Annotated in this window: 11 protein-coding genes; 9 read left to right on the forward strand and 2 right to left on the reverse strand. The window is 38.8% G+C overall.

Annotated elements, in window-relative coordinates:
- The coding region (locus tag AACY61_RS01760) for a nitrilase family protein (protein ID WP_339609598.1) at positions 1–684 on the forward strand (684 nt) is incomplete at its 5' end.
- A gap of 132 nt (positions 685–816) precedes the next feature.
- Here the strand turns inward: AACY61_RS01760 and AACY61_RS01765 are convergent.
- On the reverse strand, positions 817–3,669 hold the full coding sequence (locus tag AACY61_RS01765; RefSeq protein WP_339609600.1) for a glycosyl hydrolase: 2,853 nt from the start codon (positions 3,667–3,669) through the stop codon (positions 817–819).
- A 242-nt stretch (positions 3,670–3,911) separates the two neighbouring features.
- Here AACY61_RS01765 and AACY61_RS01770 point away from each other — a divergent pair, with 242 nt between their 5' ends.
- The 4 genes from AACY61_RS01770 (at position 3,912) to AACY61_RS01785 (ending at position 7,765) form a co-directional block, all read left to right on the forward strand.
- Complete coding sequence (locus tag AACY61_RS01770; RefSeq protein WP_339609602.1) at positions 3,912–5,210, forward strand: T9SS type A sorting domain-containing protein; 1,299 nt, start codon at positions 3,912–3,914, stop codon at positions 5,208–5,210.
- Between the two features lie 115 nt (positions 5,211–5,325).
- Entirely contained in the window at positions 5,326–6,618 is a 1,293-nt protein-coding gene (locus tag AACY61_RS01775) for an aminopeptidase P family protein (RefSeq protein WP_339609604.1), read from the forward strand.
- A 49-nt stretch (positions 6,619–6,667) separates the two neighbouring features.
- Positions 6,668–7,438, forward strand: a complete 771-nt coding sequence (locus AACY61_RS01780) for an alpha/beta hydrolase (protein ID WP_339609606.1) — start codon at positions 6,668–6,670, stop codon at positions 7,436–7,438.
- A 69-nt stretch (positions 7,439–7,507) separates the two neighbouring features.
- A complete protein-coding gene (locus AACY61_RS01785; protein ID WP_339609608.1) occupies positions 7,508–7,765 on the forward strand; it encodes a hypothetical protein in 258 nt (85 codons plus the stop codon).
- Here the strand turns inward: AACY61_RS01785 and thiL are convergent.
- The gene (gene thiL, locus AACY61_RS01790; RefSeq protein WP_339609610.1) at positions 7,747–8,802 is read right to left on the reverse strand and encodes a thiamine-phosphate kinase; all 1,056 of its coding nucleotides are present in this window, start codon (positions 8,800–8,802) and stop codon (positions 7,747–7,749) included. The two genes, AACY61_RS01785 and thiL, sit on opposite strands and share 19 nt — an antisense overlap.
- Positions 8,803–8,968: 166 nt before the next feature.
- Here thiL and AACY61_RS01795 point away from each other — a divergent pair, with 166 nt between their 5' ends.
- From AACY61_RS01795 to AACY61_RS01810, 4 genes are all read left to right on the forward strand, one after another.
- Positions 8,969–10,381, forward strand: coding sequence for a choice-of-anchor B family protein (locus AACY61_RS01795; protein ID WP_339609612.1), 1,413 nt, complete (start codon positions 8,969–8,971; stop codon positions 10,379–10,381).
- A gap of 16 nt (positions 10,382–10,397) precedes the next feature.
- Positions 10,398–11,744, forward strand: a complete 1,347-nt coding sequence (locus AACY61_RS01800; protein ID WP_339609614.1) for a hypothetical protein — start codon at positions 10,398–10,400, stop codon at positions 11,742–11,744.
- Positions 11,745–11,750: 6 nt separating this feature from the next.
- Entirely contained in the window at positions 11,751–12,509 is a 759-nt protein-coding gene (locus AACY61_RS01805) for an MbnP family protein (RefSeq protein ID WP_339609616.1), read from the forward strand.
- Positions 12,509–13,213: cytochrome-c peroxidase (locus AACY61_RS01810; protein ID WP_339609618.1), on the forward strand; the 705-nt coding region annotated here is incomplete at its 3' end. The genes AACY61_RS01805 and AACY61_RS01810, both read left to right, overlap by 1 nt.

Below are 13,213 nucleotides of genomic sequence, written 5' to 3' on the forward strand. Positions count from 1 at the left end.
ATTTCAGAGAATGTTGATTTAGTTATCCTTCCTGAAATGTATACCACAGGTTTCACCATGAATGCAGCTCCAAATGCAGAACCTATGGATGGACCCACCGTGGAATGGATGAAAACCCTGGCAAAAGAAAAAAATGTCGCCATTACAGGAAGTATTATTATTCTTGAGAATGAGAACTATTTCAACAGGATGCTTTTTGTAACTCCTGAAGGCGTGATCGATAAGTACGATAAAAAGCATCTTTTTACGCTTGCAAAAGAGGAAAGAACATACAGCCCCGGAAAAGAAAAAGTAATCATCGATTACAAAGGGTGGAAGATTTGCTTGATGATTTGTTATGATCTGAGGTTCCCGGTATGGTCACGGAATATTGAGGACTATGATTTGCTGCTGTATGTAGCCAACTGGCCCAAAGCCCGAGTCAATGCCTGGGATATTTTATTGCAGGCAAGAGCTGTAGAAAACATGGCATATTGTGCAGGCGTAAACCGTGTGGGCGTGGATGCTGACGGTTATGAATACATAGGGCACTCAGCTGTCTATGACAGTCTTGGAAAATTAATAACTGTTTCACTCCCTGAAGAAGAAGAAATTAAAATTGTTTCTATTGATAAAGAGCATTTAGAGAAAATCAGGACTCAATTGAAATTTTTGAATGACAAAGACAAGTTTCAGATACTTTAAAAGCAATTTTAGGACAGGTCAAAAATGGGCTCATGTATAAATACTGTATAGATACCCCATAGCAAAGCCTAGGATAAAGCGACCCTTGGCTTTTTTAGATTCATTCTAAATTAAAATGAATAAAAACTACAGCTATTCCACCACCATTTCCTTTGTTTTCTTCACTCCGTTTAAAGTGATTTCCACGTTATAGATTCCTTTTGGTAAATAGTATTTTCCATTTTGTTTTTCTTCAATAGTGGCTTCCTTATTTTCTTTTAAATAAGCTTTTCTTCCATTTTCAGAAAGAGTTAAATCATATTCATAGCTGTTAAAACCTATAATGACATCCTCAGAACTACTATAAAGTGTGGTGCCTTTTTCGGTTTTTATCATAATAGTTGCAGCACCGGTGTTCCCGGTGTAAAAACGGATTTCAGTTGATGGCTCAATGTGTTCCCTCCAGCTATTCCATCTGCTTCCCCAGCGCTCAGAATGACGCACATTGCTTATATCAAATACAATCAGGTTTTCTTTTAGTTTTTCAGGGCTCATTTCCTGTAGCATTGCAATATTTGTCTTGTATATAGAACGGCCGTGGGTTCCCAAAACCAAGTCCTTGGCTTCAGCCTGAATGCGTAAATCATGCACAGCAACATTTGGCAAATTAGAGGAAAAACGTTCCCAGTTTTCACCTCGATTAAAAGTCACATAGGCACCGTTATCAGTTCCCAGATAAAGAATGTTTGCATTGGCAGGATCTTCCCTGATGACGTTTACAGGTGATAATGGCAAGTTGCCGTTAATAGCTTTCCAGGTTTGTCCATAGTCTTCACTCATATAGACATAGGGTTTAAAATCATCCCAGCGGTAGCCGTTCAAGGTGACATACACGCGTTCTTTTTTGTGTTGTGAAGCAATCACGCGCGACACCCACAAATCCAGTGGAAAAGAGTCTGAAATTTTCTCCCAGTTTCCACCACCATTGTGTGTAATGTGCAATAGACCATCATCACTTCCGGCATACAACAAACCAAATTGAAAAGGCGATTCATCTATGGAAGTCAATGTGCCATAAGCCACATTTCCTTTTTTGCCTCCCTTAGTCAAATCGGGTGAAATGGCCGTATAATCACCCCCTTGGTTCATGGAACGCATAAGTTTGTTTCCGCCATAATACAAAATATCCTGATTGTGTTTAGAAAGCAAAATAGGGGTCTGCCAGTTAAAACGAAAAGGCGCCTCGCCGAGTTCGTGTTTGGGTTGGATGTAAGTGGTTTTATCCTGATCTCTGTCTATCCTGAAATAATTCCCAAATTGAAAACCGGTATAGACAATAGTTGGGTTCCGTTCATCCACTTCTATATACATTCCATCCCCGCCCATCAATTCTTTATAAGGATAATCGCCGGTATTGTGCCATCGCATGGAGTGAGAATAGGTATTGGGCCCTACCCAAACACCGTTGTCCTGCGAACCTGCATAGACATTGTATGGCTTTTGATTATCCACTTGCAAGGCATAGACTTGCATCACAGGCGTGGAGTTTGCTTTGAGCCAGTTTTCACCATCATCGTAGGTAATGTTGACTCCACCATCGTTTCCGTTGATAAGATGCCCAGGTTTGTTAGGGTTCAGCCACAATGCGTGATGATCTACGTGCACATTGGGTGCATCCATCGATTTAAACGATTTTCCACCGTCTTTGGATTTTAATATGGGAACCCCAAAAATATATATCGCATCGGGATTGTTGCGCTCCACACGAATTTCACCAAAATAATATCCGTATGAATAATAGATGTCATCCAGAAAATCATCATGGGTTTTGGTCCAGCTTTTTCCACCATCAGTTGTTTTGTAAATTTCAGCACCAATGACCGGGGTATCAAACAACATTGCATTGGCATCTTCGAGGTACTTGGCCAAATCTTCCGGTTTAACCGTGCCGCCACTTACCATTTGTTTGACATTTTCAGCGCGGTATTTCTCCTGAAAATTATTTTCCCTTAAAAAACGGTTTAAGCTACTGTTATCCAATTCTAAAAACTGTGCAATTGTCATTGTTCTAAAATCCTCTTTGGTCAAAATGCCTTCGGCTTGAGAGTCTTTGTCTTTGGGCCTGAAATCTTGATTGTCGTGAAACGCATACACCGTATTGGCGTCATAAACGGCCAACCCTATGCGCCCCAAACCGTTTCCTGTTGGAAAACCACTTCCCTCCATTGAAACGTTCGTCCAGCTGTTTCCGGCATCAGTACTTTTATAAATGGCCGATCCTTCACCACTCCCTTCAAAATGCCAGGCCTTGCGGTCACGTTGCCATGAGGTGGCATATTGTATATTGAAATTGTTGGGGTCTGCTTCCAAATCAATAATTCCGGTTTCATTATTGACAAAAAGCGTTTTGTTCCAGGTTTTGCCTCCATTCATTGTTTTATATACACCCCTCATTTCGTTGGGTGAATATAAATGACCGGCCACAGCTATAACTACCTCATCAGGATTATTAGGGTTGAGAATGATACGACCAATATGATGGGAGTCTTCCAGACCCATATTTTTCCAGGTCTTCCCCTTGTCAGTCGATTTTAAAATACCGATTCCCGCATATGAAGACCGTGAAGAATTGTTCTCTCCGGTGCCCACCCATAGAGTTCCGTTCTTCCAGTCAACAGCTATATCGCCCAGATTTTGAGTGGGTGCATTGTCCATTACCGGGGTGAAACTGGTGCCGTTGTTATTTGTGTGCCATAAGCCACCACTGGCATAAGCAACATAAAATTCGGTGGGGTCAAGTGGGTTTACATCCAAATCGACCACACGACCGCTCATCACAGTAGGGCCAATGTTGGTAAATTCAATGTTTTTTACAAGCGAATTTTCAGAATGGGCTTCCAACTGTTCAAGTGCAGCTTGCAATTCAACAACTGTGCTAGCAGCAGGTTGTGCAAATGAAAAAGAGATAAATAAGCAAACGACGAAAGAGAAGAGAATGGATTTCATAAAAGTTGATTTTTTAGCGAGTTGAAAGTAACTAATTACAAGTTGGTTTCAAAAGCTTTGCTTTAAAAAATATTTTATATATTAGCAAAACTCCCCACTTTTACAAACCTTAATCCTTTTTATTATGAACAGAAGTAACCCCCCCATTTAATAAATTTCTTACTTATTGGCCTCTTGCTTACTTGCTTTAATCAATCACTTTCTTCACAGGCGCTTGATTTTGAGTGTATAAATATCACATTATGAAAAAAATAATTCTAGCATTTATATTCTTGATAAACTATCCTGTGACAGCACAAGAGGTGACCGTGCCCGACCCCGTGTTTATGGATGTCTTGCTCAACGAGCTGGTGATAGACCAGGATTTTGACGGTTTTCCCGACAGCCCTGTTGATTTTAACCAGGACGGCATCATTGACCAACAAGAGGTGGGTATGACTATCAATTTACACCTTGTAGGCTATGACATTCAATCGTTTGAAGACATTGAACAATTTCCTTCCATTTTAGATTTGTTCATTACCAATAACAATTTCAGTGCCATTGATATGTCCGGCCTTCTTAGCCTCAGGGAAGTAAGCCTCTCCAGCAGTCAACCCATTGATGAAGTTATTTTCCCAAATACCGGGTCCCTAAAGGAAATTCGTTTAATTAACAATGGCTTACCATCAGTTGATGTAAGCATGCTCCCCAATTTAGAACGCCTTTGGTTGAGTGGTAATAACCTGAGCGAACTGGACATTACTCAAAACACGCAACTCTTAAGACTGATGGTCTATGACAACAACATAACAGAAATAGACCTGAGTCAAAATGTAAACCTAACACACATTAACTTAAATTACAACAATCTTTCAACCATAGATATAAGCCAAAACTCAAGCTTGATCAGCATACAAGTAAGCGACAACCCATTGACAGAAATTGATGTAACCCAAAATCAAAACTTGAGAACCATATTCATTAGTGACACAGAAATTACCGGTATTGAGCTGAGCCAAAACTCCGGTTTACTGCAATTTTTCAGTGAAAACACCCCCCTGGAAGGAACACTTGATTTATCAAACAATCCTGAGTTTTTAAGCATGAGGGTTAATAACACCAATCTTACAGCGATTGACATTCAAAATGGAAACAATCACAACATCAACACCTTAAATATTTATGAAATTACTGTTTTAAACAACCCCAACTTGCAATGCCTTCAAGTAGATGATGAAGCTTATGCAACCCAAATGATCAATGAAGGCTTGTGGGATGTGGATCCTGAGGTAATCATTAGTGAAAACTGCAATCTTTCAACTCTAAACCCTGACCTTTTGGAAGTGGCATACTATCCCAACCCTACAAACGGTTGGCTCTATATAAATTCCGGGTCTGCAGTGATTGAGCAACTCACCCTTTTGGACGCTTCAGGAAAACAACTGGATGTTTCACTCCAAAACAATCGAATAGACCTTTCTAAACTATCTCCCGGCATCTACTTCCTGAGGTTAAAAACAAACAAAGGGCATCTTGTTGAAAAAGTTATTCGTAATTAAACTTTAACGTTTCAGCTGCTTTAAGTAACTTTGTTTTTTTCCACTTTATGCGGAGGAAATAATAAAGTTATAAACCTTTTAAATATGAGATTCCCGTCTTCGCGGGAATGACTGTATGAAATACCACACAATAGACAAAGCCCTTTACATCAAAAACCGCAACAACTTTATGGCGCAAATGAAGCCTAAAAGTTTGGCCGTTTTTAACTCTAATGACATTTACCCCATCAGTGCAGACAGCACCATGCCGTTTCAACAAGCTCGTGATATACTTTATTTAAGCGGTGTAGACCAGGAAGAAAGTATACTGCTGTTATTTCCTGATGCTCCAGATTCTAAAAACAGGGAGGTGTTGTTCCTCAAAGAAACCAATGAACATATTGCAGTTTGGGAAGGAGAAAAATTGACCAAAGAACGCGCGTTTGAAGTGAGTGGTATTCAAACCGTTTACTGGCTACAGGAGTTTGACAAAGTGTTTTTTGAACTCATGACACAAGCTGAAACCATTTATTTCAACACCAATGAACACTACCGTCAATCTGTGGAAACCCAAACCCGCGAAGACCGTTTTATCAAAAAGACCAAAGAACAGTTTCCGGCACATAGTTGGGCTAAAAGCAATCCCATCCTGCAACGTCTGCGCAGTATAAAAGACCCAATCGAACTTGAGCTTATGCAAAAAGCTTGTGATATTACTGAAAAAGGCTTCCGCAGAATTTTAAAGTTTGTGAAACCCGGCGTCATGGAATACAATCTGGAGGCAGAATTTATGCACGAATTTTTAAATAACCGCTCCCGTGGGTTTGCTTACACTCCCATCATTGCCAGTGGCAACAATGCCAATGTCCTGCACTACATTGAAAATAATCAGGAATGCAAAGCCGGTGATTTGATTTTACTGGATGTGGGAGCCGAGTATGCTAATTATTCCAGCGATATGAGCCGCACCATTCCTGTTTCAGGTACGTTTACCAAAAGACAAAAAGAAGTGTACAATGCAGTAAACAAAGTGAAAGATGAAGCTACCAAATTGTTAGTGCCAGGTACTCTGTGGAAAGAATATCACGTGGAAGTGGGCAAACTGATGACGTCAGAACTCCTTGGTCTCGGTCTTTTGGATAAAGCCGATATTCAAAATGAAAACCCCGACTGGCCGGCTTATAAAAAATACTTTATGCACGGCACTTCACACCACATAGGTTTGGACACCCACGATTACGGCATCCTGTGGGAACCCATACAGCCCAATATGGTATTTACTGTAGAACCCGGTATTTACATCCCTGCCGAAGGATTTGGCATCCGACTCGAAGACGATGTCGTTGTACAGAAAAGTGGTGAACCTTATAATTTGATGCGCAACATACCCATTGAGGCAGATGAGATTGAAGACTTGATGAACAGTTGATTTTTTAGTGGTAAGTTATCAGTAGCAGTTTTCAGTTAAATAAAATCAAATGTTACTGAATTATAAATCTTCTAGTTTTTATTATACGCGTCAGGGCAACGGAAACGCCCTGGTATTGCTCCATGGTTTTCTGGAAAACCAAACCATGTGGGAGCCCTTTATCAGTCAATTATCAGATAACCACACCGTTATTACTATTGATTTACCCGGCCATGGAAAAAGTGACTGTCTGGGTTATATTCACACAATGGAACAAATGGCTGAAGTTGTCGAAGCAGTGCTCGTTAAGGAATCAATTACAGAAGCTAACTTTATCGGCCACTCAATGGGAGGTTATGTGGCTTTGGCTTTTGCCGAAAGATATCCAAAAAAATGTAGTGGTATTGTATTAGTAAATTCGACAACAAAAGCTGATAGTCCTGAGCGCAAAAAAAACCGTGACAGAGCCATCGCTTTAGTCAAAAAACACAAAGAAGCCTTTTTAAGCATGGCCATCGCCAACTTGTTTGCAGAAGAAAACCGGGAAAAATTTGCAACAGCTATCCGGGAGTCCAAACAAACAGCTTTAGAAATGCCTGTCCAAGGAATCATAGCTGCCTTGGAAGGCATGAAAATAAGAAAAGATAGAACCTATATTCTAAAACAGTTTTCAAAACCTAAACAGATCATCGCTGGCACTAAAGACCCCATAATACCATTTGACAAAATTAAAAACCTTGCCATTGAATGTAAATGTAGCTTCCAATCGCTAATTGGGGGTCATATGAGCACCATCGAAAATAGAGATGAATTGTTAAATATTATGTATTTTATCGAATAATTATTCTTTTAGTCGGATATTATTAGTATTTTATTACTTTTATGTTAACTAACAAAAACACTCCGACAAATGGAAAAAGCTACCCCCAAAGCAACCTCACCATTCGGAAAATTAATTTGTGCAACTGTTGGGCACAACTTTAAAGAAACCAACAGAATTAATGATGTAATTTCAGAATACCGTTGCAGTTGTTGTGGCCATGAAGTAACAGACAATGTCAACGGCTTAATTGAAGCACTCACTCCAAAAATGAAAGAAATTAACGCCTGTCTTTCAGAGTTTATTCAAAAGAAAATGAGAAGAGCTTCTTATTCAGAAGTTTCCTGAAACGAATTCCAGCCTCTTGCTTTCAATGGAATTTTAGTGTTGGCTCTTGTGATTAAGTGCATGCCTTCTTTTTTATTTGTCATATGACCTATTACAGTAAAATGTGGATTTCCTTTAATCTTTGGAAAATCTTCTGTAGAAATGGTAAATAACAATTCATAATCTTCACCTCCGTTCAATGCAATGGTTGTACTGTCTAAATTAAATTCCTCACAAGTTGAAATTACTTGTGGGTCCAAAGGAATTTTTTCTTCATAAAGATTGCACCCCAGATTTGAACTTTTACATAAATGAATAGCCTCAGAAGAAAGACCGTCGCTGATATCAATCATAGAAGTTGGTGTTACTTCAAGTGCGCTCAGCAATTCACGAATGTCTTTACGGGCTTCTGGCTTTAGTTGGCGTTCTACCAAATAAACATAGGGCTCAAGGTCCGGTTGGTTATTTGGATTGACTTGAAATACTTGTTTTTCTCTTTCCAAAACCTGCAAGCCAAGATAGGCAGCTCCTAAGTCTCCCGTAACTACCAGTAAATCATTTTCTTTAGCACCGTTACGATAAACAACCTCTTCCTTTTTAGCAAAACCAATAGCAGTCACACTAATAATCAAACCCCGTGTTGATGAAGTGGTATCTCCACCAACCACATCAATATTATAGATTTTTGCAGCCGTTTTTATGCCCTCATACAACTCTTCAACAGCTTCCAGCGGAAAACGGTTTGATATAGCAATGGAAACTGTGATTTGAGTAGCTTCAGCATTCATAGCATACACATCTGAAAGATTCACTACTACCGCCTTGTAGCCAAGATGCTTCAATGGCATATAACTTAAATCAAAATGCACACTCTCAATGAGTAAATCAGTCGTAACAACCAGTTGTCGTTCTTGATCAAAAATAACAGCCGCATCATCACCAATAGACTTTACCGTTGATTTTTGAACTATTTTAAAATCTTTAGTAATATGGTTGATGAGGCCAAATTCACCTAAGCTCGATATATCTTTAATTGAATCGGTCTTTTTCTTACTCATAGAATCTACTTTAAAATGCAAAACTAAAACAAATTTAGCCAAACAGGGTTTTAAAACTGCTTAAAACCTAAAAAGAGACAATCTCAATTTATATTTTAACAAGATTATAAATAAATTTGCTTTCAAAATATTGTACTATTGTAGTATAAACAAAAAACAACATATAATGAAAATTAAATTACTCCCCTTATGTCTACTTTTTAGCGGATTTCTATTTGCTCAAACCCCTTGTGAAAATGGTTTTGCCGGGTCTTACCCTTGTGATGGTTATGATCTGCAGTCTGAAATTGATTTAGGCATACTTTCAGCAGGGGCAGGAAATGATAGTTGGGGCTGGACAGACCCTGATACAAATAAGGAATATGCAATAATGTGTGTGTCAAATGGAACCGCATTTATTGATATTTCAGATCCGGTAAACCCTATCTATCTCGGTAAACTCCCCACTCAAACAGACCCTAGCACCTGGAGAGATGCCAAAGTTTATAATAACCATGCATTTATTGTTAGTGAAGCATCAGGTCATGGGATGCAAATATTTGACTTAACACGACTTAGAAACGTTAACAATCCGCCGGAAACCTTCACAAACGACGCTCATTATGATGGCTTTGGAAGGGCCCATAACATAGTAATCAATGAAGAAAATGGGTATGCATATGCTGTTGGAACTTCTTCTTTTAGCGGAGGTCCACACATTGTAAACATCCAAAACCCCACAAATCCTGTTTTTGAATCAGGCTATAGCGCATCAGATTACACACATGATGCTCAAGTGGTGTTTTATGAAGGTCCGGACCCGGATCATGCCGGTAAAGAACTTTTTATTGGAAGTAACGAAAACGAAGTTGTGATCCTGGATGTTACTGATAAAAACAACATTCAAATGATTAGCAATGTAACATTTACAAGTACAAGTTATTCTCACCAAGGTTGGTTGACAGAAGATCACCGCTTCTTTTTAATGGGTGATGAATTGGATGAAATCGATTTTGGATTCAATACAAGAACTGTAATTTTTGATTTTACTGACTTAGACAGTCCTTTTCAAACTTTTGATTATACCGGCCCTACAACTGCTATTGATCATAACGGTTATGTAAGGGGTGATACTTACTATTTGGCTAATTATCACGCTGGCCTAAGAGCAATTGATATTTCAGAAATTGACAATCAAGTAATGACAGAGGTTGGTTATTTTGATTCTCGTCCATCAGACAATAGTACAGGTTTTGGTGGTGCGTGGAGTGTCTACCCTTATTTTGCAAGTGGTAATATTGTAATCAGTGATGTTGATAGAGGCTTTTTGCTTGTTAAGGATCCCAACTTTTTATCAACAGAATCACAGTCTAAACAAGCATTTAGTGTAACCCCAAATCCGGCTCAAGATTTCATTACCATTAAATCTCAGGAAACACCTATAAGCGAAATTAGAATTCTAAATACCCTGGGTCAAGAAGTGATCTTAATTGAAAACAACAACACTATGGGAAGAACCTTGGACATAAGTTCACTAAATATTGGAATGTATTTTGTAGTACTCAATGGCAACACCACAAAAAAAATAATTAAAAAGTAACATGCTTTTTAAAAAATTGACCAAAAATATTGTTCTTACATTCCTGGTTTTTAATCTAATCATAAGCTGTAAAAGTGATGATGACCTTGTTAATACAGATGACGCTCCAAGTCAATTTTCAGGCGAAATAGAATGGGTTAAAACATTTGGAGGATCTCGTGAAGATGATGCCAATGACATTATTGAAACGCCAGACGGAGGCTATGCCGTTTTGGGATTCACCCTAAGCAACGATGGCGACATCACCGACAAAACCGGCACGGATGCAGACTTTTGGGTTTTTAAAACCGACACAGATGGCAACCTGCTCTGGAGTAAAACTTTTGGAGGGTCTTCTGATGACAGAGCCACTAAAATTATCAATACAGCTGATGGCGGATTGGCCATTATTGGTTATACCAGAAGTAATGACGGTGATGTTTCAGTCAACAATGGCTTTTATGACTTTTGGCTATTGAAACTTGATGCTACAGGAAATATTCTTTGGGAAAAAACCTATGGATTTGCCGGAAATGACCAAGGTCAATCTTTAATCCAAACAACAAATGGCGGTTATTTTCTAGCCGGTTTTATGGATTTTGATGGCAGGTCAGCTCAAAAATCCTCGACAAACAAATCAGGAAATCGTCACGGCGTAGGTGAGTTTTGGGGAATCCAAACAGACGCCTCAGGAAACCAACAATGGGATACTTATTTTGGAGGAACAAACAACGATCGGGCCTATGATGTAGTACAAACACCCGATGGTGGCTTTTTAATGATTGGTAATAGTGAAAGTGAAGATTTTGACATTACAAATCCCAAAGGAAGCTACGACTTTTGGGTGGTAAAAACTGATGCCTCAGGAGCAATGGAATGGCAAAAAAACTATGGTGGATCTGGAATTGAAATCGCTTACTCAATCTCAAAAACCAATGATCGTAATTATCTTATCCTGGGAGACACCAGAAGTAGTGATCAGGATGTAACAAACTCTAAAGGAAACGCCGACTCGTGGTTATTAAAAATAAATGAAACCGGTGAGTTACTTTGGCAAAAAACCTATGGTGGATCTCAATTTGACACAGGTCGTAAAGTAATTGAAGCAGAAAATGGTGAGTTAATCCTTTTCGGAACCTCTAGAAGTAACGATCTGGATGTTTCAAGCAATTATGGACAAAGCGATTTCTGGTTGAATAAAACCAATGCAAATGGAGAATTGATTTTTGAAAAAAATTATGGAGGCAGCAACCTCGAGTTTTGTAATTCGGGTATAGTAACAAGCACCGGAAACATTATACTAACAGGAAGCACTGAAAGCAATGATTTTGACATACCCAATAATCAAGGCTCCAAAGACGTTTTACTAATAAAATTAAAATAACACTAAATGAAAAAAGCATTAATATTACTGGCTGTGATTACCCTGTTCAGTGCCTGCACTAGTGATGATGATAAAGTAAACAATCTTGACTTAACATTTAAGTTAACCCATAACTGGGATGGTCAAAACCTTACTTTTGGAGATTTTGGTACAACTGCATTTACCAATGCAAATGGAGAACAAGTTACGCTTGAACGATTGCGTTACATTATATCCAACATAACCTTCTACAGTGAAAATGGACAAACAACTCAACTGCAAGGATACCAATTGTTTGATTTATCAGAAGAAGAAACCTTAAGCTTCACTTTTAATGCAAACATCCCAGAAGGAAATTACACGGTTGTTTCTTTTACCCTTGGACTTGATGAACAATTCAATATATCAGGAGCTTACGCCGACTTAAATTCTGTATCCTGGAATTGGCCTGAAAATTTGGGTGGAGGCTATCATTTTTTACAAATGGATGGCACTTATGAAACACTTGAGGGAGCACAACCCTTCAATTTTCATATGGGAACGGCCCGTGTGAGCGATAACACTTTTGAAGCCAATTACAGAACCGTATTTCTTTCCTCTGATTTCACTCTCAATCAAAACAAAACAATTGAATTTAACATGAATGTTGCTGAATGGTTTAAAAACCCGCACACCTGGGATTTAAATGAATTGAATACAGAATTGATGATGAACTACACAGCACAAAAAATGATGTATGATAATAGCGGTACTGTATTTAGTTTAGGTGAAATCACAACTCCCTGATGCGTTTAAAAATTGCTATACTCTTTGGGTTAATTATTACAATTGTCGCTTGTAATTCAAGTGACGAGAGTAATGAATATGTCGCAACTCCACAACCTCTTGAAATACCAGAACTATTCTCTCAATTTTTATCTGAACCTGTAATTCCTGCTTCAAATCCACAAACTGAAGAAGGTGTGGCATTGGGCAGAAAATTATTTTTTGACCCCGTTTTATCCGGAAATGGAACACAGGCGTGTGCAGATTGCCACAGACCTCAAAATGCTTTTTCAGATCCACGTCAATTCAGTGTAGGTATAGATGGCATAGAGGGATTTAGAAACTCTATGCCGCTTCAAAATTTGGCCTGGAATTTCCAGGAAAAATTTAATTGGGACGGCAGCGCACCAACCCTCGAAGAACAAATCTTTGAACCGGTGACTAACCCCATCGAAATGAATAATACCTGGCCAAATGCAGTCGCCAGTCTTCAAAATCACAATGAATACCCCACACTTTTTAATGATGCTTTTGGAAGTTCCACAATAGACTCTGTTATGGTTACAAAAGCAATTGCACAGTTTGTAAGAACGCTTATTTCGGGCAATTCACGTTTTGACCGCCATCTTTTGGGCGAAACCATTTTAACACCACAAGAATTAAACGGATTCAATGTTTTTATGGATGAAGACAGAGGCGATTGTTTCCATTGTCATGGAAACTCT

It is taken from the genome of uncultured Planktosalinus sp. (genome assembly GCF_963973675.1).
Taxonomy (GTDB): domain Bacteria; phylum Bacteroidota; class Bacteroidia; order Flavobacteriales; family Flavobacteriaceae; genus Planktosalinus.

Excerpts from the sequence above, each read along its gene's own strand:
- thiL (WP_339609610.1), bottom strand. The coding sequence starts at position 8,802 with ATGAGTAAGAAAAAGACCGATTCAATTAAAGATATATCGAGCTTAGGT.
- AACY61_RS01770 (WP_339609602.1), top strand. The coding sequence starts at position 3,912 with ATGAAAAAAATAATTCTAGCATTTATATTCTTGATAAACTATCCTGTG.
- AACY61_RS01775 (WP_339609604.1), top strand. The coding sequence starts at position 5,326 with ATGAAATACCACACAATAGACAAAGCCCTTTACATCAAAAACCGCAAC.
- AACY61_RS01765 (WP_339609600.1), bottom strand. The coding sequence starts at position 3,669 with ATGAAATCCATTCTCTTCTCTTTCGTCGTTTGCTTATTTATCTCTTTT.
- AACY61_RS01785 (WP_339609608.1), top strand. The coding sequence starts at position 7,508 with ATGGAAAAAGCTACCCCCAAAGCAACCTCACCATTCGGAAAATTAATT.
- AACY61_RS01805 (WP_339609616.1), top strand. The coding sequence starts at position 11,751 with ATGAAAAAAGCATTAATATTACTGGCTGTGATTACCCTGTTCAGTGCC.
- AACY61_RS01780 (WP_339609606.1), top strand. The coding sequence starts at position 6,668 with ATGTTACTGAATTATAAATCTTCTAGTTTTTATTATACGCGTCAGGGC.
- AACY61_RS01795 (WP_339609612.1), top strand. The coding sequence starts at position 8,969 with ATGAAAATTAAATTACTCCCCTTATGTCTACTTTTTAGCGGATTTCTA.